At 35.9% G+C, this 25,233-nt stretch carries 11 protein-coding genes; 6 read left to right on the forward strand and 5 right to left on the reverse strand.

Annotated features, from left to right (window positions below; translation table 11 throughout):
* The first annotated feature begins 287 nt into the window (after nt 1–287).
* The 5 genes from PL77_RS30855 to PL77_RS19570 all read left to right on the forward strand — a co-directional run bounded on the left by PL77_RS30855 (nt 288) and on the right by PL77_RS19570 (nt 11,341).
* Nucleotides 288–4,001, forward strand: a complete 3,714-nt coding sequence (locus PL77_RS30855; protein WP_052444572.1) for an Ig-like domain-containing protein — start codon at nt 288–290, stop codon at nt 3,999–4,001.
* 705 nt (nt 4,002–4,706) lie between these two features.
* The gene (locus PL77_RS19555; RefSeq protein ID WP_044209160.1) at nt 4,707–6,368 is read left to right on the forward strand and encodes an FAD-dependent oxidoreductase; all 1,662 of its coding nucleotides are present in this window, start codon (nt 4,707–4,709) and stop codon (nt 6,366–6,368) included.
* A gap of 325 nt (nt 6,369–6,693) precedes the next feature.
* Entirely contained in the window at nt 6,694–7,257 is a 564-nt protein-coding gene (locus tag PL77_RS19560; RefSeq protein ID WP_044209162.1) for a YeeE/YedE family protein, read from the forward strand.
* Nucleotides 7,258–7,259: 2 nt separating this feature from the next.
* On the forward strand, nt 7,260–7,682 hold the full coding sequence (locus tag PL77_RS19565) for a YeeE/YedE thiosulfate transporter family protein (protein ID WP_044209164.1): 423 nt from the start codon (nt 7,260–7,262) through the stop codon (nt 7,680–7,682).
* Nucleotides 7,683–8,797: 1,115 nt separating this feature from the next.
* The gene (locus PL77_RS19570; RefSeq protein ID WP_044209166.1) at nt 8,798–11,341 is read left to right on the forward strand and encodes a TonB-dependent receptor; all 2,544 of its coding nucleotides are present in this window, start codon (nt 8,798–8,800) and stop codon (nt 11,339–11,341) included.
* Nucleotides 11,342–11,808: 467 nt separating this feature from the next.
* Here PL77_RS19570 and PL77_RS19575 read toward each other — a convergent pair whose 3' ends face one another.
* Together PL77_RS19575 and PL77_RS19580 are read right to left on the reverse strand one after the other, a co-directional pair.
* Entirely contained in the window at nt 11,809–15,897 is a 4,089-nt protein-coding gene (locus PL77_RS19575) for a hybrid sensor histidine kinase/response regulator transcription factor (RefSeq protein WP_172665905.1), read from the reverse strand.
* A 253-nt stretch (nt 15,898–16,150) separates the two neighbouring features.
* A complete protein-coding gene (locus tag PL77_RS19580) occupies nt 16,151–17,353 on the reverse strand; it encodes an ATP-binding protein (protein WP_044209172.1) in 1,203 nt (400 codons plus the stop codon).
* A gap of 831 nt (nt 17,354–18,184) precedes the next feature.
* Between PL77_RS19580 and PL77_RS19585 the strand changes: the two genes are divergently transcribed.
* A complete protein-coding gene (locus PL77_RS19585; protein ID WP_044209175.1) occupies nt 18,185–20,134 on the forward strand; it encodes a hypothetical protein in 1,950 nt (649 codons plus the stop codon).
* A 66-nt stretch (nt 20,135–20,200) separates the two neighbouring features.
* Here the strand turns inward: PL77_RS19585 and PL77_RS19590 are convergent, their stop codons facing one another.
* The 3 genes from PL77_RS19590 to PL77_RS19600 all read right to left on the reverse strand — a co-directional run bounded on the left by PL77_RS19590 (nt 20,201) and on the right by PL77_RS19600 (nt 25,072).
* Nucleotides 20,201–21,466 (reverse strand): hypothetical protein, encoded by a 1,266-nt coding sequence (locus PL77_RS19590; RefSeq protein ID WP_156152444.1) that lies wholly within the window; start codon nt 21,464–21,466, stop codon nt 20,201–20,203.
* Between the two features lie 6 nt (nt 21,467–21,472).
* Nucleotides 21,473–23,173 (reverse strand): T9SS type A sorting domain-containing protein, encoded by a 1,701-nt coding sequence (locus tag PL77_RS30860; protein ID WP_052444573.1) that lies wholly within the window; start codon nt 23,171–23,173, stop codon nt 21,473–21,475.
* Between the two features lie 360 nt (nt 23,174–23,533).
* A complete protein-coding gene (locus tag PL77_RS19600; RefSeq protein ID WP_044209181.1) occupies nt 23,534–25,072 on the reverse strand; it encodes a sulfatase-like hydrolase/transferase in 1,539 nt (512 codons plus the stop codon).
* Between the last annotated feature and the right edge of the window lie 161 nt (nt 25,073–25,233).

Raw genomic sequence — 25,233 nt, forward strand, 5'->3', positions numbered from 1 at the left:
GCACTATGCCACAATATTCACCATTTTATAACACAGAAATTACAAGTAAGTAGGTAAATAATGAACATTTCACCTGAATATCAAAAAATGCTAATTACATGTTGATTTTATGCACCTTTCTTCCGCGAGAAGTTGCTTAATTGTGATCATCAATAAATCGTATCATCAACATTTTTTGAGGTTGATACAACATTACGGTAGTTACTTTCCAGGCTAAAACACGATATATGAAATGAATGCCAAAAGTAAACTATCTATTTTTTTATCTACATATACATTCTTAAGCTATGAAGAAAACATACTTGTTTTTCTTACTTTCTTTGATCTCTTTACATCCACTCTTTTCTCAAGGAATCGGTGATGTACTCGAAGGAGAAAGCTTGACGCTAGTAGGGTCAACGGAAATTTCAGCAAATACAAACGCTTCAGGAGGATCTTTTGTAAAATTAAAAAAAGCTGCACCCAGTGGCAGTTTACAATTTGTCCTTTCCAATGTTACCTCTTCTGGTAATTATAAAATGGAGGTGTTCACTTTTAATAATGGTACTTCCGTAAATGCAAGTTTAAAGGTCAATGAGGAAGCTACTGCAACGATCACTTTCGATCCCTCCAACTGGGCATATCAAGGAGATGCAAAATCAACAACAATTGATATTGTACTTCAAGAAGGAAATAATACGATTACAATTGGAGCTACTGAGAGTGATGTATTGATTGACAAAATTGTGGTTAGTGAAAAAAGCAGTATCTACTATGTAAGTGCTGATGGTGATGATACTAATGATGGTAGTATCAATGCTCCTTGGAAAACTTTAGCGAAAGCCACTTTGGCCGCAAAGAAAACTTCTGATGGAGGTGTTTTGGAACCTGGTGATCAACTTTTATTTAGAAAGGGAGACACTTTTAAAGGACAGTTCACGATACTATGTTCTGGAACTAAAGAAAAGCCAATTGTAATCAGTAGCTATGGTACTGGTGAGTTGCCGATCCTCTCCGGTTCTGGAAATATTCCAACGGGCGATTACATCGAAACAATCAAGATGAATAATACAAGTTATATTACTTTGGAAGCACTTTGGATTAAAAACCATCGTAAAAACAAAGGAAATATTACTTGGGGAACAAATACAGCGTATGGTATTAAAGTAATAGCCAACAAATGGGGTGGTGTTTCAAAAGGACTTACTTTTAGAGACCTTAAAGTCACTGATGTTTATGCTATTGATATGTTAGATTATGAAGGGAATTTTACTTTAGACTTTTATAATGCCAGAGGTATTTTCCTTGATGCAGATAAAGATGACATCTCAGTGACTCCAAGAACAAAAGTTGGCATTGATGACGTGTTGGTGGAAGGATGTTATTTCTATAATTTAGGTTCCACTGCATTCAGTACTCGTCACTTATCGCATGTGGTCAATAATCCGATTGAAGAAGAGGAAAGAAACTTGAACTACATTATCCGTAACAATCACTTTGAGAAACTTGGTGCTGATGGTATTGTACTTTCATCTGTTTGTAATGCCATCGTAGAGAAAAATACGTTTATTGACTTGGGCCTTGGTGATCGATACGATCAAAATGATTTATTATTTGGTAGAGGTGAAGGATGTTGGATCTGGAACACAAGAAATGTTGTAGTGCAATTCAACAAACAATATAGAGCAAGAGGATTTGGTGATACGTACGCTTCAGGGCACGTCGATTTTTACTGTAACAACTCTATCTTCCAATACAACTACAGCGAGGACACTGAAGGTGGCTTTGTGGAAATATTAGGTGAATGTGAAAATACAACCTACCGCTACAATGTCAGTAAAAATGACGGTTTTAGAGATCATCATGGCTATTCTATTTGGGTATCAGGATACGTTGGAGCAGGTAATGACCCCGTACGCTCTAACAATAATTATATCTACAACAATACAGTACTTTTAAATAAAGATGGATATAAGCCTGATGTTTCTATCTATGCCAAAAACACTTATATCTACAACAACATTTTTAAAGCAGTGGATGGCGCTCAAATGGGAGCTGAAGAAGTGAAAATTGATATTGAGAATGGCAGTGAATTAATTGTAGACAATAACCTTTTCTTTGGGGATGTAGCAACTGCATTCTCAGATTTGGATGCTAACAAAATTACTGACAAAGATCCTCTTTTTATCAATGAATCTGATAATGATATTGATGGTTTTCAATTACAAGAAGGAAGCCCTGCTATCAATAGTGGTAAAGCATTTCCTGAACCTTCTTTCCCAATGGCTGGTCAAGGTATTTTTGAAAACTTCAGTTTATACACTGCTACAGATATTTATGGAAATGCTATAGATGTTCAAAACCTAATTCCAAATGTCGGTGCTGACAATAACTTCAATGATCAGCTTCAAAAAGATGACATCAGAGTTACAGGAGTTAGTGTTTCAACTATCGGCAATGTACTTTCTGTAGATGAAACGGCTCAACTTACAGCTACAGTAATTCCAAGTAACGCTGCTCTTCAGTCAATGACTTGGTCGAGTAGTCATCCTGAAATTGCCACAGTCAGTAACACGGGTTTAGTCACTGCAATAAGTGATGGACAAGCTGTAATTACTGTAAAAACAGATGACGGTCATTTTACAGCGACAAGTTCTATTACTGTAAAAACAGAGGTAAACTTAGTAGTGAATGGTGATTTTGAAAACGGTTTAAGTGCTGAATGGACAACTTGGAACAATCCTCAAGTAACAGCTGATGCGTATGAAGGAACACAAGCGATCACAATCACGGATAAAGGTTCAGCAAACCAATGGGTAAATGTGAAAGCAAATACTACTTATATTTTATCTGGATACATCAAAATTGACAATACTTCAAAGCGTATTGTACTTGGTGTGAACGACCAAGATAACAATGCCATGACTTCTAAAGATATTTACTCAGGAGTTTATACTTACCATGAAGTAGAATTTGAATCTGGAAATAACACTGCGGTAAAAGTATACACATGGTTACCAGCAAGCGATGGGGCTACTGCAACTATTGACAACATTAAGTTGGTAGAAAAAGCATTCGTTGTCATTCCAGTAAGTGGCGTAAACTTGGCTCCACAATCAGAAACATTTTATGTTGGAGAACAAATTACACTTGTTGAAGATGTTCTTCCTAATGAAGCCACTAACAAAACAGTGACATGGCAAAGTAGCAATAGTGCTATTGCAACAGTTTACAATGGTGTAGTCACTGCCCAAGGTGTTGGTACTGTCACCATAACAGTGACCACAGCTGATGGTAATTTCACTGCTTCTACAGAAGTAACAGTGAGTGCATCAAGTATTCCTGAGTTTAAAAATGGTGGTTTTGAAGACGGTCTTAATTTCTGGAATACATGGCAAAGGATGACTACTACTACAGAAGAAGCCTATGAAGGTAGTGCATTGCGTTTGGATGGTGTAGCCTCATGTACACAAACAGTAGTGGTGAAACCAAATACAAATTATACTTTATCGGGATATGTAAAAGTAGATAATCCTACTAGTGCAAGGGTAGTTTTCGGTGTAAATGATGAGAATAAAGTAAATATGAAACATCAAGATATTACTGGTCAAAACTATACATATTATGAGGTTAATTTTACAACGAGTGCTAACCAAACTTCAATCATTGTTTACTTCTGGCGACCGTCAGGAGGTACAGGATACGCTTATCTTGATAATGCGATGCTAATTGAAAATGCTAATTCTTCTGCTAGAAAACAAAACAGTACAGCATCAGATTTACTTGCGGAAAAAGTAATAGTTTATCCTAACCCCGCATCAGACTTTATTACTATTAAAGTAGAAAAAAATACGGGTGTTAACACCTTAGAAGTCTATGATGTCATTGGGCAAAGAAGAATCCAAAAGACTTTTGAGACATCACTACGCCTTGGAATAACGGACCTTTCTAAGGGTACTTATTTCGCTATGATCACATGTGGTGATGGACAAAGATTAACAAAACAATTCATTGTAAAATAGATGTATTCTACATAGAATCTCTAGCTACTTTCAGGCCCTACTCTTCCTTCAAGAGTGGGGTCATTTTTTATAATAAAAGAACGTATTGAATTCTCATTTTGTAAACTAAATTATCGTTATTTACATTGTTTAGAAATCAGGAGATTTCTGCTGATCTGTAGGACACGAATGCCGCTAACGCTTAACATTCGCGCCATTGAGCTTCCTACCATTTTAGTTTGGCTCCCCCTGGCATTGAAGGGAAAAGCGTTAAGAATTTCATGAATTGAGCCGTTTAAAATCATTTAGGCGAGAGGAATGAAATTTAGCTTTTGACTTCTAAGCCTAGATTTTTTGCTTCGTTTTTCATCAATGGAAAAATGAAGAAGAAAGAAGCTTGAAAGTTGATCCTATAAATGTTTGCAAAAAGGCTGATTGAAATTTGATGATAATTTAGTTTACAATGTATTACTTACTGATACTATTTTATTTCCTATTAAAAGTTACATTTGTTAACAAACGGAAGATTCATTTCAAAAAAACACCTATTTCAAAATATAATTTCAAACAAACACTTTCTATAGTTTATTCTAATGTCTTAGTGATTGGAATTAAAATATTAAATCTAATCGACGAAGCTACCAATTCTGTTTATGTGATAATTGTTACAATTATGCATTTAGGGTTTAGATACTTTTGTAGTATCAAAAGAAAAAAACAACGAAAATGGAAAATAAGAAACGTATTATCATTATTGGTGGATTATCAGCAGGACCATCTGCAGCAGCAAAAGCAAGAAGAACAGATGAAAATGCAGAAATTATACTTTTTGAAAAAACAGCCAACATTAGTTATGCTACATGTGGTATCCCTTATGCATTTTCGGGGAGAATTAAAGATAGAGATAAGCTTTTAGTAGTCAAACCTGATTTGCTACGCAAAAGATTCAATATAGACGTACATTTAGAGGAACCTGTTACAAGCATTGACCCTGACAAACACATGGTCTACACTCCAAAAGGGGAATATCAATATGACAAATTGGTGTATGCAACAGGTGGTACAGCAATCGTTCCTCCAATCGAGGGAATTGAAAATAATCCTAATTGGGCTAATGCAAAAACGATCGAGGATTTTGATAGAATTGTAAAGTCAAATGCACTAGACGATGCTGAAAACATTACAATTGTTGGAGCTGGATTAATCGGTTTAGAAACTGCTGAAAATTTAGTTCAAATCGGAAAAAAAGTGACCGTCATTGAATTAGGACAACATATTCTGGGACCTTGGGATAATAAATTTGCTCAAATGGGTGAAAAGGTGTTAGAAGAAAATGGTATTCGATTAGAGTTAGGAAAAAAGGTGGATAAAATGGATGAGCAGTCCGTTACCTTAAATGATGGTACAGTACTTCCATCTGACTTTATGATCATGTCTATCGGTGTGAAACCAATCACTGAAATGTTGACTTCTAAAGGTGCAAAAGCATTACCGAATGGCGCTTTGATCGTCAACAACAAAATGGAAACCTCATTGCCTGATATTTATGCAGCGGGTGACTGTGCATCTATTCCAAACGTAGTGACCAATTCTGATGGTTGGTTCCCAATGGGTACACATTCCAACAAAGGAGGAAGAGTTGCAGGTGCCAATGCGGTGGGTGCAAATGAAGCTTTCCCTGGTGGATATGGTACTGCAATTATGGAAATGTTCTCGCATACTATCGCAAGAACGGGCGCTGGTCCAAAGATCTTAGAACGTGAAGGTATTGCCTATGAGTCTACATTTATCATTGCAAATTCTCACCCTGGATTTTACCCTGGCGGTAAAGACATGTTTATTGAGATTTACTACACGCCAGATACGCATACACTATTAGGTGCGGAGCTGTTTGGTGAAAAAGGTGTGGACAAAAGAACGGATGTATTGGCAACAGCTATCTATGCAAAATTAACCATTGAGGACCTACCAAACCTTGATTTAGCATACGCACCACCGTTCTCCCCTGCAAAGGATCCAGTGATTGTTGCAGGTTTTGTGGCTCAAAATGCTCAAAAAGGTTTATTCAAAGAGGTGAATGCTAAAGTGGCACAAGAGGCTTTTGACAGCAATGAAGAAATTACAATTCTTGATGTACGAAATCCTCAGGAATTAGAAAACGCAGGAATTATTCATGAAAATGCACTCAACATTCCATTGGATTCATTAAGAGAGCGTTTGGACGAAGTACCTCAAGATAAGCCCATTTATATCACTTGTGCAAAAGGTCTAAGAGGATACTTGGCGTCATTGATTCTAGCACACAACGGTTTTACAAACCTTCATAATATTGCAGGTGGATTCACTGCATTCAAAATGATTAATATATTATCGCCAGCTATGGCATAACAATAAAGAAAGAAGATAGGGTGAAAAGGGAAAAGTAAATAAGCTTAATTACGTCCCTTTTCGGTCCTACTTCCTTCAAAAAGGCTATTTAATACATTGTAAACTACAATTTTCGGCTATTTGTGACTTTTAGAAATCGGGAGATTTATGATGATCTGTAGGACACGAATGACGCTATCGCTTAACATTCGTGCCAGTGAGCTTTCTACCATTTTAGTTTGGTAGTACTCCCCCGGCCTTGAAGGATTTAGTTTACAATGCATTTAATTTAGGGGAAAAACACCCCAACATTTACACACTTTACTTACTATAACAAAATTCTTTCATGGAGACTTTACTCGCTCCTTGGCCCTGGTATATTGGCGGGCCAATGATTGGAGCTACTATGGGGCTACTTTTATTATTAGGAAAAAGTTTGGGGTTATCCTCTAACTTTAGAACGATTTGTACAGCTTGTGGAATTGGCAAGAATACGGAGTTTTTCAATTTCCAATGGAAAAAAGAGTCCTGGAATTTAATTTTTGCCTTAGGGTGTATTATTGGAGGTTTTATTTCCAATAATTATTTAGGAGGCGATGTACTGGCAGGTGTTTCTGAACAAACTGTCGATCATTTAAAACAATTGGGGATTACGAGTGATCCACACCATGTATTACCTCCTGAGCTTTTCAGTAAAGAGGCTATTTTTAGTTTGAAAGGTATACTGATGCTTTCCTTTGGAGGATTCCTCATTGGATTTGGTGCAAGATACGCTGGTGGTTGTACCTCTGGGCACGCCATTAGTGGTTTATCCAATTTACAATTACCATCATTAATTGCAGTGATCGGCTACTTTATCGGTGGTTTAATTATGACCTTCTTAATTCTTCCATTTATCATACAGCTATAAAAATGAAAGCAGGAAAAGCATTAGTATATCTATTCTTAGGAATATTATTTGGGATAATACTCTCAAAATCAGAAGCAATTTCATGGTTCAGAATTCAGGAAATGTTCCGTTTTGAATCCTTCCATATGTATGGCTTGATTGGTTCAGCCGTAGCAACGGGCGTTCTGTGCATCCAAATTATCAAACGTTTCAAAGTAAAAGACATCGAGGGGAATGCAATAGTAATTGCCGATAAACAAAAAGGCATTTGGAGATACCTGCTTGGAGGAACATCATTTGGAATGGGATGGGCATTAGTAGGTGGTTGTACTGCTCCAATGTTTATACTTATTGGATATGGGGAATATAGCATGGCAATCATTTTATGCTTTGCACTGTTTGGCACCTTTATTTACGGCAAGTACAAACACTTATTACCCCACTAAACAATCGAAGGCTGTAAACTAGGTTATAGAGATTTCTGATGATCAATGGGACACGAATGTTGCCTACGCTTAAACGAAGCAAAAAATTCAAGGCTTTGAACGCAAAAGCTAAATTCCATTTCTCTCGCCTAAATGATTTTAAACTCGCTGCGCTCAAACAACAAAATCATTTTTAACGGCTCAATTCATGAAATTCTTAACGCTTTTCCCTTCAAGGCCGAGGAAAGTACTGCCAAACGAATTGGGTAGAATGCCACTGGCGCGAATGTTAAGCGTTAGCGGCATTCGTGTCCTACAGATCAACAGAAATCTCCTGATTTCTAAAAATCATAAATATTCGAAAACTTAGTTTACAACGTATTTAGTTTACACCGTAATTGATGTAGCAGTATCATAGTTCTTAATTTATTAGAAAGAGGTTGGATCATAGATCTGACCTTTTTTGTTTTAAAGAATTACTACACTTCAACTTTAGCTGCAAACACAACCCAATGTTTAAAGCTCATTTTATTGTTGAAAAGAAGGCCAATTTTCCAAGATTTCTAATTCGTTGATGTTTAGTTAACATTACATAGATAAAAATATTATTTAATAGTTAGCTGCTTTTCAAAGTTCAAAATATTCCTACCCAAAATGCTTGATTTTTAGAAATCGATGACAGTCAGACAAATATGTAAAAATACACCATTATTACAATGAGTTTTAATGCAGACATTTATCTCATCACCCCAAACAATACTCTTTTGACACAAAAGAAAAATAGTAGATTATTTTACATTAGATTTAATTTTCAAAATAAAAACTCACTATACATCAAAATCACTTTATTAGTGAAAATAGGATTATTTAGGGATGGACATATTTCTACACGGAATGCATTACGATTTATTAAAAAGTGTAATTCTAATACCTATTATTTTAATTTATGAATGTAAATTTTATTCAATTTTACCTTAAGAAACAGCGTTTTCCATTATGTTTCACAACTCGACGCTAAAATATAATAAAGAACTTCAATGAAATTAAATAGAAACATTTAGTTAACATAAGATGCGTTGTTTTGCACTTGTATTACGATCTAAACCTAATTAAATTTTATCTAATCAAAATTAAAAATGTTGACTAAAAAACTACCTTTCTTAGTAGCATTCGTTATGCTATTAACAAGTGCATCATTTGCACAAACAATCATTAAAGGTAATTTAATTGACGCCTCTAGTGGAGAGCCTGTAATTGGTGCTAACGTATCTATTGTTGGTACAACTACTGGAGCTATTTCGGACTTTGATGGAGAATTCTCATTCAAGTCTAACAAGGAAGGAGAGCAAAAAGTTGCTATCTCTTTCGTAGGAATGAGCGCTATCGAGAAAAGTGTAACTTTGAACGGTGGAACTCTTGAGCTAGGAACTATTAAAATGGAATCTGACGCCATTGGTCTTGAAGAAGTTGAAGTAATGGCTTCAATTGCAGTAGATCGTAAAACTCCTGTTGCTGTTGCTACTGTTTCTGCTGAGCAAATTGACATGAAATTGGGTAATGCTGAATTCCCTCAAGTATTAAAATCATCTCCAGGTGTTTATGTATCTGACGCTGGTGGTGGATACGGTGACTCTCGTATTTCACTTCGTGGTTTCGATTCTGAAAACGTTGCTGTCATGATCAACGGTATCCCTGTTAACGACATGGAGAACGGTAAAGTATACTGGTCTAACTGGGCTGGTTTAGGTGATGTAACAAAAACAATGCAGGTACAGAGAGGTTTAGGTGCTTCAAAATTAGCTGTTCCTTCAGTGGGTGGTACAATCAACATCCTTACAAAAACTACTGATGCTCAAAAAGGCGGTAACGTATTTATGGGTATGGGTAATGACGGTTACTTAAAAACAGGTGTTACTTTATCAACTGGTCTTATGGACAACGGTTGGGCTGTAACTACTGCTTTATCTAAAACAACTGGTAACGGTTATGTAGATGGAACTTCATTTGAAGGTTATTCTTACTTCTTGAACGTTTCAAAGAAAATCAACGACAAGCATACATTAGCTTTCACAACATTTGGTGCTCCTCAAACGCACGGTCAAAGAAGATCGTATGTGACTGAAGAAGAGTATGACCGTTACGGAAAGCGTTACAATAAAGACTGGGGTTATAGAAATGGTCAAGAGTTCAATACAAACGAGAACTTCTACCACAAACCTCAAATGTCATTGAACCACTACTGGACAATCAATGAAAAAACTGATATAACAACTTCGGCTTACGTATCTGTTGGTCGTGGTGGCGGTACTGGTATTGTATCAGAAGACAGACACTTCGAAAGTGCTTACAGAGACAACTCTACTGGTGGTATCATCGACTGGGATGCTTATGTAGCAAACAACAGAAACGAAGACGGTTCTTCAAAAGGTGCTTACAGAGCTGGTTATAACAACCACTTATGGACTGGTGCTTTATCTACTTTAACTCACCAATTGAACGATAACTGGACAATCACTGGTGGTTTAGACCTTCGTTACTACTTAGGTGAGCACTACCAACAAGTAGAAGATCTTTTAGGTGGTGACTACTATGTAGACAACCAAATGGCATCTCAGCCAGGTCGTCATACACAAGTAGGTGACAAAGTAGGTTACCATAACGACGGTAGAGTACAATGGCAAGGTTTATTCGGTCAAGTTGAATACTCTAAAGATAAATTATCAGCATTCTTCTCAGGTGCGGTTTCTCACCAAGCTTACCAAAGAATTGACTACTTTAGCTATGAGTCAGGTACTGAAACTACAGACTGGCAAAGCTTCCTAGGTGGTTCTGTTAAAGCAGGTGCTAACTACAACATCGATGATCACCACAACGTATTCATCAACGGTGGTTATATCTCAAGACAGCCATTCTTTAACGCTGTATTCTTGAACTACCAAAATGATGTAAACCCTGATGCTGTAAACGAAAAAATTCTTTCAGGTGAGATTGGATACGGTTACCGTAACAAAGGTTTCAAAGCTAACGTGAACGGTTACTACACACTATGGCAAGATAAGTCTTTCGTGAAAACAGTTTGGGAAGATGATGTTCCTTACACAGCTAACTTGTTAGGTGTAAACGCATTGCACAAAGGTATTGAAATCGACATGTCGTACCGTGTGAACCACAAATTAACACTTACAGCAATGGCTTCATTGGGTGACTGGAGATGGATGAACGACTTAGAGGATGTTCAAATCTTCGATGACCAACAAAATGCGATCGATACTGTAAACGTTTACATCGCTGGTGCAGAAGTAGGTAACTCTGCTCAAACAACTGCAGCTTTAGGCGTGGAATATGAAGTATTCCCTAAGTTAAAATTAACAGCTGATTGGAACTACTTTGGTAACTTATTCGCTGACTATGATCCTACAAGAAGAGATTCTGAGGAGTTCAGTGGTCAAAGTGCTTACGAAATGCCTTCTTATAGCTTAGTGGACCTTGGTTTCAACTACGGTTTCAAAATGGGTGGATTTGATGGTGTATTCAACTTCAGAGTGAATAACGTCTTCGATACTGACTACGCTGTTCAAGGTCTCCAAGGCGGCGTTGACGAACTTGGAAACATGACAATGAGTGGTTACTACATGGGTCTCGGAAGAACTTACTCAGTAGGTTTAAAAATGAGCTTCTAAGGAATTAGAACCTATAAATAATTAAAGGTGAATGAGTGGAAAGCAGTAATGCTAACCCTTCATTCACCTTTTTTATTTTTAAAAAGTCTAAAAAGTTTTCGTCAACTTCTAATCAATCTTTCAATGAGATGCTATAGCCTCTACTTTCAAGATTCCTTCTTCTTCATTTTTGTCTTAACACAAAAACGAAGCAAAAAAGTCAAGGCTTAGAATGCAAAAGCTAAATTTCACTCCTCTCACCTAAATGATTTTAAACTCGCTGTGCTCAAACAGCAAAATCATTTTTAACGGTTCATTCCATGAAATTCTTAACGCTTTTCCCTTCATGGCCGAAGGAAGTACTACCAAACTAAAAGAGTAGAAAGGCCACTGGTTCAAATGTGAAACGATAGCATCAATTGTGCTTAAATGATCATCTGAAATCTCCTGATTTCTAAGCTTACAACCTCTAATATTTTCTTTTTAAGTTAAGCATTCGCTTCCTTATTCCTTGTTTTCTTAAACTCAGCAGGCGTCATACCATACTCTTTCTTGAATGCCTTGGTAAAATACGATTGACTGTTGAATCCTACATTATACATCACCTCACGAACAGTAATATTTTCATCATTACTCAATAAGTGAGAAGCTTTTTCAAGACGATAAACTCTTAAATATTCATTTGCTGTGATTCCTGTAACCGCTTTGAATTTTCTGTAGAACTGTATATAAGACATGTTGACTTTTATCGACAATTCCTCGACTGTAAATTCATCATTATCATAATTTTTCTCAAGTATAGATTTTATATCTTGAAGGAACTTTTCATCTTTTGTGAGTACATTTTCCTTGTCGGCACTCATGATGATATTTTTCTTCAATATCTCTTTTTCCTTGTTTTTCTGATTAATGATATTATTAACTTGGAGTTCTAATAAATATGGAGAAAAAGGCTTACCGATATGAAGTTGTCCTCCTTTTTCTAAAGCATTTTTTCTACTTTCCAAATCACTCATTGCCGTCAAGAAAATGATAGGTACATGGCTTGTCTGTACATTTTCTTTTAATCGTTCTGCCAATTCATAGCCATTCATTTTAGGCATATTGACATCCAATAAAATTACATCAGGAGTGTTTTTTAATGCTACCTCTAAACCTTCAATACCATTTTCGGCGGTAAGTACATTGTATTCTTCTTGGAAAAGGTCCTTGATCAGCTTTAAAATTTCTGTATTGTCATCAACGATTAGAAGAGTATGCTTATTTGATACTTTTTCAGTCGTAATTTCCTCGGCAATTACTTCCTCTTTGACTACTTCTTTTTGTTCTTTTGATTTATCAAATTCTGGATGTAATAATGGTATTTTTACTGTGAATGTACTTCCTCTTCCTTTGGCAGTATCTACATGAATTTCACCATGGTGCAGCTTCAATAATTGCTGCACTAGGTTTAGACCTATACCACTACTACCAAAAATAGTGTCTTCATTTTCACCTCTGTAGAATCTATCAAAAATTCTTTCCGTTTCTTCTTTATCCATACCTACGCCATTGTCCGCCACTTGAATTTGAAGTTCATCACCAATTTTCTCCGCTGAAAACACTACTTTTCCACCCTTTGGAGTATATTTAAATGCATTAGAAAGTAAATTAAAAAGTATCCTTTCCATAGTTCCCTTATCGATCCACCCATTAATTGGCACATGTCTGATGTCTATCTGATAACTGATATTCTTATCTTTTGCATAATCATTGAATGCCTCAGCTGTTTTTGTGATAAACGGAACTACATCATGGAACACTGGGAATATTTTCATCTCACCCTCTCCAATTTTTCTAAAATCAATCAATGAATTGGTAAGGTTTAATAGTCGTTGACCGTTTGTATTAATGTTTTCCACAAATTGCTTCAATTCAGGTGGAAGCTTCTTATCGTAAGTTAGCTTTTCTAAAGGACTAAGAATCAATGTCAATGGTGTTCTTAGTTCATGACTGATATTCGTAAAAAACTTTAATTTAGCCTCATTGATTTCACGAATGTGTTCTTTGTCTTTTTTCTCTGATAAAATAGATTGCTTTAATTGGAATAAATATTTTAGATAGACTGCTACACCATAGATGATCCCTAAAACAATTAATGTGTAAATGATATAGGCAATATTCGTCTTATACCAAGGTTTTAAGACCCTAATATTCAACCTTTTGACTTCCTCACTCTCTACCCCATCATTATTGAAAGCTTTCAATTCAAAAGTATAATCGCCACTCGGAAGTTTCACATAATTGGCTACATGCATATTTTTTCCTGCATCTATCCAATCATTATCTGCCCCCAACATTCTATAAGCATATCGTATCCCTTTTTTCCCGTTGTATTGCATTGCTCCAAATTCCAATGTGATTTGGTTCAGATCATAAGGGATTGTAATTGATTCTGTCTTATAAATTGGCTTTTCCAGCAAAGTATGCCCTTCATATTCTTTCAAAGGATTAATTTCCTCATTGCGGATCTTCAATTTCAAAATCTGAGGTCTAGGAATTGTTTTATCATCCTTGATGTCCAATGGATTAAATGCCGTTATTCCTCTTAAATTTCCCATTAATATGGTGCCATCATCCATTTTATAAAAGGCATTTCTTCTAAAGTTATTAGCCAATAAACCATCGCTCGTATTGTATACTTTTACATTCCTGGTATCAGGGTTCAATTTGGCAATCCCTCCGTCTGTAGAAACCCAAAGCGATTTGTCAGTTCCTTCTACAATGCTATAAATTACATTATCTGGTAAGCCATCTTTCTGGGAAAAAAGCTCATAGTCCAACACCTTACCATCTTCGACCTTACACTTATATAAACCATCTCCAAAAGTACCCACCCAAAGTATGTCTTTTTGATCATTTGTTTGGTACATTACAAATACTCTACTCTTACTAAAGTCTTCCCCCTCAATATCAAATGCTTTGGTTAAAGTATAGTTTCCTGGGGTAAGGTCTAAATAAAATAGTCCTTGGTTAGTACCTACATACACTCCTTTTTTTCCGTCATAGTGTAGCTGAATCACCATGTTACGGTTGAGGTATTGCTTATTTTTGATCTCCTTATCTATTTCTAAGGCTTCATTGGTTTCAACATCTATCAATGTAAACTTCCCATAGGCATAAATCAAAATATTATCGCCCACTGTTTCCATCATATCAATGTTGTATACATTTTTAAAGCGCTCGTTATCTTTAGGATAAATCAATTCAAATTCTTCATGATTAATATCTGTTTTGTACAGTCCAGAGGAAGTACTAACATAGATATCATCTTCTACTTCTTTGATCGAACTCACATGATCATTGTAGAAATAATTGAAAAAACTCACTTCTTCAGATTTTTCCAACTTATAATCGGATTGACTGATGTCTAACCCTTTATTAAAAAGACCTACCCATAACTTCTCATTTTTATCAATATAAATAGCGTTCACAAGGTTAGAAGATAGACTTTGTTTTCTGTAATAGTTATTAGAAATATTATGGAAAGGCTTTTTGAATGGATTGAGAATGCTAATAGAACCGTGCCCTGTTCCGAACCAGTAAAGACCAGATGCATCTAACAATACATCATTGACAATATTACTAGAAATAGAGGTTTTCTCGTCGGTATGATAATAATGATGAGATTTTCTAGAGTTGATATCAAAAGCAAGAATACCGTTTGTCATCAATTTCATCCAAAGTATGCCATTACGGTCCAATTCTACTTTCAAGATGTTTATTTCCTGAGTCTTTTGACTATTGTCTATAAAGTTGTTGACATCAATAGTATCTACTAACTTAATTTTCTCCCAGTTCAACTCATACTCATAGATCAAGTTATACCTAGTCGATAAGAATAGTTTATCCTCTTCCTTACTAATCACAAAAGAAGAAAAAGTATCCGTCTTTAAATCCTGATACGTAATTGAATATAAAAAATCTATTTTTTGATCTTTTCCAATATTGAAAACATCTAATTTAGAATAGTCCATTAAATAGAATTTCCCTTTATAGGAAGAAAAGCTACGATAAATGAGATGAGGTTTTGATACTGATTTAATAATGCTGTAGTTCAGATTATAATCCTTATCAACTTTTATCAAGTATAATTTTTTTGTCGTTAATAGATATAATTCTTCCTTATCAATAGCCTCAATTTTCAATATCTTCTCATCAGTAGTCAATTGATTATTGAACCCTCTAGGAGTGCTAAATTTTTCTTTGTTTAAATCATACAATGAAACCCCAGTGTTAGACACCAACCACAAATACTCGTTGAGGTCTTCATAAATTTGGTCAACACTACTATTCAGCAATGTATTGTCGTCCCCTGGCTGATGGATGAAAGATTTGAACTCATTACCGTTATAACGGAACAATCCATTAGGTGTGCCCATCCATAGAAAACCTGATTTATCTTGGTGTAAACAACCTACTGTATTCTGATTTAAACCATGTATATCATATATTCTATCAAAACGAGTATTCTTAATCTGAGAGTAAGATGATATATAACAGCAAAGGAATAAAAAAAGTACTATAATTCTGTTCATTTCTTTCCATTCATTTCTAGTAAAAAATAGGTGCATTACGCAAACCTTTGTTTGATGAAAGCAAGTTGCATTATTTAAGCTATCGAAGGTGCTTTGCTTTTATCTTTCTTTTGCTCTTATCTTACAAAATAGCCCAAAACAGATCATAAGGCATGTTTTTAGGCAAATTTCAAAAAAATATTCCAACCTACCACCCCACTATTTAACAGTGTTATAAAACTGAACCTATCTTCATTTTACAGCAAAGTATACCTTATTTCTTAAAACAGAAAATAAATTGGGTTCCATTTATACCATCTGAATCTACTTTGATTTTTCCATTCAATGAGTTGATTATATTTTTTACTGTCGCAAGCCCAATACCATTGCCAGATTCTCCAAAACGATCTTGTACAGTAGCCGTATTAAAAATTTCGAATATTTTATCTTGTTCTGACATCGGAATTCCAGGCCCATTATCTTTTACTATAAAATGGTAAAAAAATGAATCTTCTGAGATCACAATTTCAATTTTTGGGATAGCCTTGTCATTGTACTTAATGGCATTTGAAATTAAGTTGATTAAGATCTGATCTATAGCGGTTCGATTGATAGAAAACGTTTCAATGTCGCTTTTAAAAGTGAAGTCAATCTCAAAATCAAAGTTAAACATCTTAGCAATGTCCGCCTTAAGTTCTTCCAAACTAAATGTTGTTTTTTCCTTATTCAATAAACTACTTGATTTACTATAACTGAGTATTCCGTCTATTAAATCTTTGAGCTTATCTGAAGAATTATGAATATGTTCTACGATCGTTTTTCCATTCTCATCCAAATCACTACTGTAGTGATCTTTCAAAAGATTGGTCATTCCAGAAATAGTACATAAAGGTGATTTTAAATCGTGTGCCGCAACATAAGCAAATCGTTCCAATTCCTTGTTCTTTGTCGACATTTCCTCCAAAGTACTTTTCAACTTAAGGTTACTTTTGCGAAGTTCCATCAATTGCATTACCTGATTTCCTAAAATTGACAATGTCTCTTTTTGTTTCTCCGTCAAAACTTTTGGCTTATGGTCAATCACACAAAGGGTGCCCAACGCATTTCCTTTTTTGGTCACAAGAGGAACACCAGCATAAAAAACAACATTCGGAGCATTTACTACTAATGGGTTATCGTAAAAGCGTTCATCCTCTCTTGAATCTGGTACTATAAATAGTTCTTCAGGTTCATTGATGGCGTGAGCACAAAATGCAATCTCCTTAGGCGTTTCAGTGGCATCCACGCCATGATGAGACTTGAACCATTGCCTCTTATCATCAACTAAACTGATTAACGAAATAGGAGTGCCACAAATTTCGCTGGCGATTTTCGTTAGGCTATCGTAATCGTCTTCGTTCAGGCTATCTAAAATAGCATAAGACTTAAGGTCTTTTAATCTTTCTTTTTCGTTGTGTGGTATAACTGGTTGTCTCATTTTAATTAAGTTATTTTGCTAAGCTATCTATGCTAAAAACTGAAGTAACTGAAGGCATAAAATCATATTTAAGTTAGTGATAAAAACAGGTCTTGCAAAAACCTTATTGATGATTGTAATACTTTAAATGTAAGATTTCCCCCCTTCTTTGATAATTATTGTTTGAACTTGGTGATATTTCAAGAATTGCCCAATACAGATGGTAAAATTGAATTTCCTTTTTAAAGGAAATAAATTGTGAGTTTAATTCTATTCTTAACCTTCTTAATCCATATTAAAGACAGTTTTATAGGTGTTTTTAGATAGAGTCAAATCATCAGTTTTGGCCTTTCAAAGTTGTACTAAAATGCTACAAATATCAAAATTTACTGTTTTTTTGACGGTGAGCTTAGAAGCTAAAGGATAAAATGATTTTTAGTCAGCTTTCGAACTACCTCCTTCTTCATTTTTTCCATTGCTGAAAAAGTGAAGAAGGAGAAAGTTTTATATCGCAAGTGTTAAGCCGATAGGCGTCACTTGTGATGATAAATGGGCGAAGTCTCACGACTTCGAATTGAAATACCACACTTTCATTCATACCGAAATCGTGAGACTTCGCCAATAAGTGGTTCCAAGTGACGCTCACGCTTAACACTTGAAACATAGTAATATTTTAATCAGAAAAAACAAAGAGGTCCATAGATGTAGGTATTTTATTCAAAATGACTAGACAATAACTCAACATTGTCTAGCTTTTACCAATCCATCATACACATTTCACTATTTTGATAGAGTTGGAAAACTACACTTTCGTGTTCACACTTTATAAAAAATTATAATGAACTAAATGAAATGAAAACTTCTCTAATTTTAACCCTCTTTCTATACTTATTTTCCCCTTTTATTTTTGGGCAAACTACAGCGGTAAATGTTCAACTGGATCACAAGTATTCGGTGGATGGTTATTCTGATTTTGATCGAAAAAAATACATTGTCTTACACTCCACACAACTTGAGAATGATTTTAGAGGGCTTGAGCCACTCAAAGATTATATTATTAATGACCTAGATGTTTACCTAGGGAGAAATAATGGAATTATGGGGGGAGTAATGCAGCGTTCGTCTGAAGATCCTAATAAAAAAGGATATGTCAACCCCGATTATATGCAAAAGGCGGGGAAAGATTATCGATTAAAAACTTATGGTAAAAAAGGAGAGGCTACTCACCAATATGAACCTCATGTAGACGAAATGGTGGGAGGTCAGGTACATTATTTTTGGACTGGACATTCTTCCAATCGCAAATACCCTGAGAAAGGGTGGACGATCCAAGGAGGTGATGCTATTGGTGATTTTATGGGGCAATTCATCAATGAGTTTTATAGAAATGAAAATGAACCTGTTACAAAAGGACCGTTAAGGCCAAAATATGTTGAAGTTATCAATGAACCCTTATGGGAGTTAATTGATGGAGTGAAAGAGCCTAGTGAAAGAAAGACAGTCAAAGAAGTTTTCCAGTTCCACAACGATGCTTCCATTGCTTTCAAAAAGCATAATCAAGACGTAATGATTGGTGGCTATACCGCTGCATTTCCTTTTTTTGATGATCGAAACTTTGGGCAATGGAATGAACGCATGAAGCTCTTTTATGATATGTCAGGGGAACATATGGATTTCGTTTCTATCCATCTTTATGACTTTAATAAACACCATTTAGGTGATAACAACCCTTCTACTTTTGATGGTCCCATTAATTATTCTGGAGGGAGAATTGAGGCTACTTTAGATCTAATGGAAGCGTACAGTTTGAAACAATACGATAAGGTCATTCCAATTTTAATCTCTGAATATGGAGGACGTGATCATTCTACAGAATGGAAACCATGGTTTGCGGAAAGGGACTGGGATTTTATGAAGTCGATGAGCCCTATGATGATGCAATTCATGCAACGCCCTAATCATATCCTGAAAGCCATTCCTTTTATGATTCCAAAAGCAGAATGGGGTCGTAAAAAGAATCCTTACCCATGGAGATTATTACGCCAAGAATTTGAATTGGAAGGAGATAGTAAACAATGGGTATTCACAGAGCAGATTAAATTCTATGAACTTTGGTCTGAGGTAAAGGGACAAAGAGTTGCCACTTCTAATGCTAATCAAAACCTCCTAACAGACGCTTATATTGACCAAAAGACGGCCTATATCATCATAAACAATCTCAAAAGAAATCCTCAAACGGTACAATTAAATGCACTGGGTATTAAGGAAAAAAATATCAAATCAGTCAGCACAAAACAGTTATATCTTCATGAGCATCAGCCTCAATTGGAGCATGCTTCGATACAGCTTCAAGATGAAATTAAGATTGAAAGCGAAGCTACTATTATTGTAAAAATTGACCTCAAAAAAGACGTAAAACTAAAAAGGGAGGTTGCCGAGAAAAAGTATTATTCTGATCAGGTCTTAAATGAAATCACTCAGCATAAGTCTATTGAATATCACTTTAATGGCTTAGCGTCTGGTAATATTGCCACTGCTCAACTACGAATTGGGATGGGGAGACCACACGACACTTCTACTTTTCCTTCTATTATCGTCAATGGTCAAACCGTAAACTACACCAAAGAAATACAGGGAGCCTCTCAGCATCTTAGAAAACAATATTTCACCTTAATCAATGTTGATCTACCTGTAGAGGTTTTAAAAGAAAACAATAAAGTTAGTATTACTTACCCAGACAATGGTGGTCATGTGAGTAGTGTAGCCTTAAAAATATTGGAAGATAAAGACATCATCAAATAGATAAAAAGCCTCTTGGGTTCACAAAAAAACACCAAGAGGCTCGTATCACAAATTATTCTAATTGAATTATTTTGAGTGCGTTCTTTTCACTTTTTTAGTGACAATTAATTGCCGCTTTTCGGCCATTTTTCCTGTATGAGAAATGGTTTCTTCCTCAATTTTCATTTCCTCACTAGCTAAATTCAAGATAGCTGCAATTGAAGGCCCTTCCTTACAACCTATGTTCGCTTCTTTATCGGGGCTGCTGTCTTCCTTATAATAAGGCAACAAACTGTCGGGAATATACACTTTAGACTGCCTTGAAATTGTAGTTGCATCTCCATGAATCATTGTAACATTCTTAATGGATGAACCTTTTGCAAAGGAGCCATTGTGCCATTCTTTATTGGGATCAAGTTTTTTAGAAATAAAACCATCCTTAATCATCACTCCCCATTCACATCGTATTGCTTTGGCACCATTTACCGTCACAATGCCATTGTCTACTACGTGCGGTTGTAATGTCACGGCCGCTTTTCCTTGTGTACAAACCACATCTTCAATCACCACATTATCCACCCCAACATTGTGCTCTCTACCGGTATGAGTTTCAATTCTTGCTGTCACACCTCCTACGGATTGTAAGTTTTTCAACCACACATTTTCCCCCGTATTGCCTTGTACAAGGCCGTAACCGTAAGAAGCATCATAGATAGAAACGTTTTTTACCGTTATGTTTTTTGGGCGATCATTTTTTGAAGTTCCCTTTTTTCTCATATTTAAAGAAATCGTAGAAAAGACCGTCTGATCATCAAAAACGGAGAAATTTTCTAAGTAAAGGTTAGTCACTTTCCCGATTGTAAATGACCTGCATTTCACCGCGATAGAACGGTCATAGTAAAATTGGGGACGGTTTGAAAAGTCTCCCTCTCCAATAAAGGTGACATTTTTAATCTCTTCATTGGCAAAACGCCCTACTGAAAAGATGAGTTGGCTTTTAGACTCAATATCCAAACGTGGCATCAATACCACGCCTTCTTTACAGCGAATATGAACATTGGATTTTAATCGAACATCTTTCAGCTGGTAATTCCCTTGCTCCACAATAATTCTTCCTCCTTTGATTTTTGAAGCTTTATCAATGGCTTTTTGAAAATTATGAATATCACTTTCCGGATTGCCTGAAGGTTGAATAGTGGCGACAACCGGCATCGCATCAATTTCGGCTGAAGAGGGGCCTTGGTAACCAACATCTGACCTCTTTTCGATTTTGGGTATTTGAGAAAACAACAGCATTGGCACAAAAAGAAGTATTATGCTGCTGTAAATGTATTTTGATAAATTCATCATCATTTCTTCTTATTGTTTGATTACCTTATACCTATACATCAAATCTTCCATTCTCACCAAAACGAAATACATACCATTAACATAGTTTTCTAGCGGAATAATATGATGTGATGATGTTTTTTCAGATTGATGCATTAAAGTACCTAGTGATGAAAACACTTCAACCTTTCCGTTTCCCAAACCTTCAATCATCAATTGATTTTGAGCAGGGTTAGGATAGAGATTAAAACGTTGTTGATCGGATGGGATTAAACCAGTTGGTTCCTCATTTCCTCCATCTACGGGCTTGTAAACATCATCTGGAAAAGGGTATTCTCTTGGACCTTCATCATTATCATTTTTAAACTGAATATCATCGACATAAAACAATGCCTTTGCACTTTTTACATCTCTTGAACGGAGCATCAATTGAATTCGGTCTCCCTCTGTCAAACTTGGGTGAGAAACTTCAGCTCTATCAAAAGTTTGAGATACCGTCACCCATTCTCCTTTCGGAATATTTTGTGTGCTAACGCGTATGGATTTTCGTGGATTAAATAAAGTAAGATACAGATAATCAATTTCAGTATCTTCATCCATCCAAATTTGGAAGCTTACCTCATTGTCACCTGATGGAAGGTCCAATGATCCGAAAGGTGAAAAGATAGAATAATTACCATCAAAACCACCCTCTTTTTCAAACTTCAAACTAAACTCACCTTCTGCTGCTTTTTCATTTCTGATTCTCCAAGGATGGCTTGGAGCATTCCACCATTGAACACTTCTACCTTGAAAATGGAACGGTCCTTCAAAACCTTTAGCATTAAAAAACGATTGTGTTTCCTCTTTCTGCCAAACTCTGATATAGTCTACTTTAAATTCAACAGGTTCTTTAAAATCCACCTCACTTGGAAGACCATACCAATAAAATACTTCTGAAGACAGCCAGATTTCATGAGGATAATCGTACTTCCACTGATCCTTCGCTAATAATTCTGCTTTGGTTACTGAACGAAGAAGTTTTCCATTAAAGTATGTTTTCATATACTCTTTGTCCCATTCAAAACCAAAAACATGATAGTCTTCCGCCATACGGAGTTGCATATCATCTTCTACTTTCCAGTTTTTATGATTAGGGTCTTTATCAGGATCCCAACTGATTAAGTTGGTTCTGTATCGTCTTTCTAAATCATCAGGCTGATTTTCAGGATTACCGATTGGGCGTCGACCATAATTCTCTATCATGTCAATTTCACCATGATACCCCGTTGTCCAAAATGCAGAAGTAACAGGTCCATCGGCTGCCTTACATCTGATTTCCATATAACCGTATCTGAAAAAAGTTTCACTCATCACACTTGCTTGAGTGATTGGTTTACTGCCATCTGGGCCTTGAGTAGTACCGCCATAGTAGCAATCGTTGTTGGTTTCTAAAGCGTAATCAAAATCAGGTTCCCATTGAGATGTCAGTATCAATTCACCATTTTCAACACGAACATTGTGCCCTGCAAATTGCCCTGGTGCTCTGCCTTTCCATTTGGCTCTATAATCGTTATTTTCACCTAATACCCACCATTTTCCTTTATTTAATTCTTCTCCATTGAATTCATCACTTGCCCATTTATTTAAAATCCAACCGCCCTCATTTTCGGGGTCTGAAAGTGGATTTACTTGTGCAAAAATATTGAGGTGTAAGGTGAAGAGAAGACTTAGTAAAATAATTCTTTTCATTTCTGTTTAATTTATTTGTGTGTTGAAGATGAGTGTTAGTTGTTGGTGTTGTTAAGAAAGTACTCGTTAGATTAAGCTGAACTCCGTTAACTCCCAATCGACCTATCTGTAAGCCTTTTTAGGATCTTCTTTCAAGCTTTCTTCTTCTTCATTTTTGTCTTAACACAAAAACGAAGCAAAAAAGTCAAGGCTTAGAAGTCAAAAGCTAAATTCCATTCCTTTCGCCTAAATGATCGTCTGATTACATATCAAAAGAAATCATCATAAGTAACGAAAGCTTCGTTTACAGTGTATTGAGTACTTCAAAAGGAAAGTAAAATAGCCTACCATACGCCATTTCACTTTCCTTCTTTTATATCATTATTTGCTTTTGTTGTTCTGGTGCATCTTACCAAATGTCTTATTGAAATTAGGCATACTGGTAGCGTTCCATTTCGATTCAAAATCATATCGAGGGCCATCGAAAAACTCAGGTCTTTTGTCTTCCCAAGTATAAGTCCACTCGTTTACAGTATTTTTCATTTCTTTTACAATGGACGGATGCTGAGGTGCTATGTTCTTTTTCTCTGTAATATCAGTCGACAAATCAAAGAGACTCCACTTGCCACTTCCGTCTGTGTATAATTTATAATTATTTCTCACTACACCCACTCTGTTCAAAGCTTTTGGAGCTTTTTGAGCTTTTCCAAAATAATGACGCAATACATAGATACTTTCATCCTCTCTTGGGTTGGTATTTTTGATGATGTTTTGAGAAACCTCTTTACCATCCAAAATTTTATCTTTAGGAATTTGAGCCCCTGCCAGTTTAGCAAAAGTTGGGAAGAAGTCCAAAGCAGAGAAATTGTAAGCATTGACATCTCCCTTCTTCATTTTACTGTTGGGGTAGTATACAAACATTGGTACTCTGAAACCTCCCTCATAAGCATCTCCTTTTCTTCCTTTTAAAGGAAAGTTGTTAGCACCTGCCACTGGCTTACCACCATTGTCACTCATAAAAACAATCATGGTGTTGTCCAATTCTCCGTTCTTTTCTAATTTTTCTACAATACGCTTGATGTTATAATCCACATTGTACATCATTGCCGTATATGTTAAACGTTTACTGCCCGCTTCTGCCGCATCAGCACCAAGCGTCTTTTGCATAGCCTTAATGTCCTCAGCTTTGGCTTGAATTGGAGTATGAGGTGCATTGTATGCAAGGTATAAGAAGAAAGGCTGTTCTTTATCTTTCGACTCATCAATGAATTCTAACGTAGCATCCGTCAAAACATCTGTTACGTACTTTCCTTTTTCCGTTTCAACGTATGTCTTATTTTTCATCATAGGACGATTATAGTCCTTTCCATACGCTCCAACTGAGTACTTTTCTGGAGTGTAAGTAGAAGCCTGCATCCAAGTTTTTGAATGGTACTCATGACCACCACCTAAAAATCCATAGAAATAGTCAAAACCTCTTTCCAATGGGTGGTAATCTCCATCCTCTCCCAAATGCCACTTTCCGATTGCCCCTGTATGATAACCTGCATTTTGAAGAACATCAGAAATAAATGTCTCCCCTTTTGCTACTCCGTAACCTGAAAAAGCAGCCAAGTTAAACTGTGCACCAAATACATGTGGCATTCGACCCGTCATAATCCCTGTTCTACTTGGTCCACAAAAAGGATGAGTGACGTATGCTGAAGTAAATACTGTTCCTTGACTTGCTAATTTATCAATGTTGGGAGTATAAATATCTTTGGCAGATTGTGGCATAAAACCCACATCTGCATAGCCTAAATCATCCATTAGAATTAAGATAATATTAGGTCTAGGTGATTTCTTTTTGTCGTCTGCATAGGTATTGACTAATACTAACGTCAATACTGCTACTGCTATACTTCTAATAATTTGTTTCATTTCTTCGCACTACTAAATTTGACTATGAATAGGTTGAATACTAACACAAAATCACATTGATCTATAAGGTGATAGTCGAACATTTTAAAGCCACTACACAATAGATTAAAAATAGCCTCAAACCTTAATGTAGTTCTTTTTGTACAACCAAAGCATCACAC

Source organism: Flammeovirga sp. OC4 (genome assembly GCF_000812565.1).
Taxonomy (GTDB): Bacteria; Bacteroidota; Bacteroidia; order Cytophagales; family Flammeovirgaceae; genus Flammeovirga.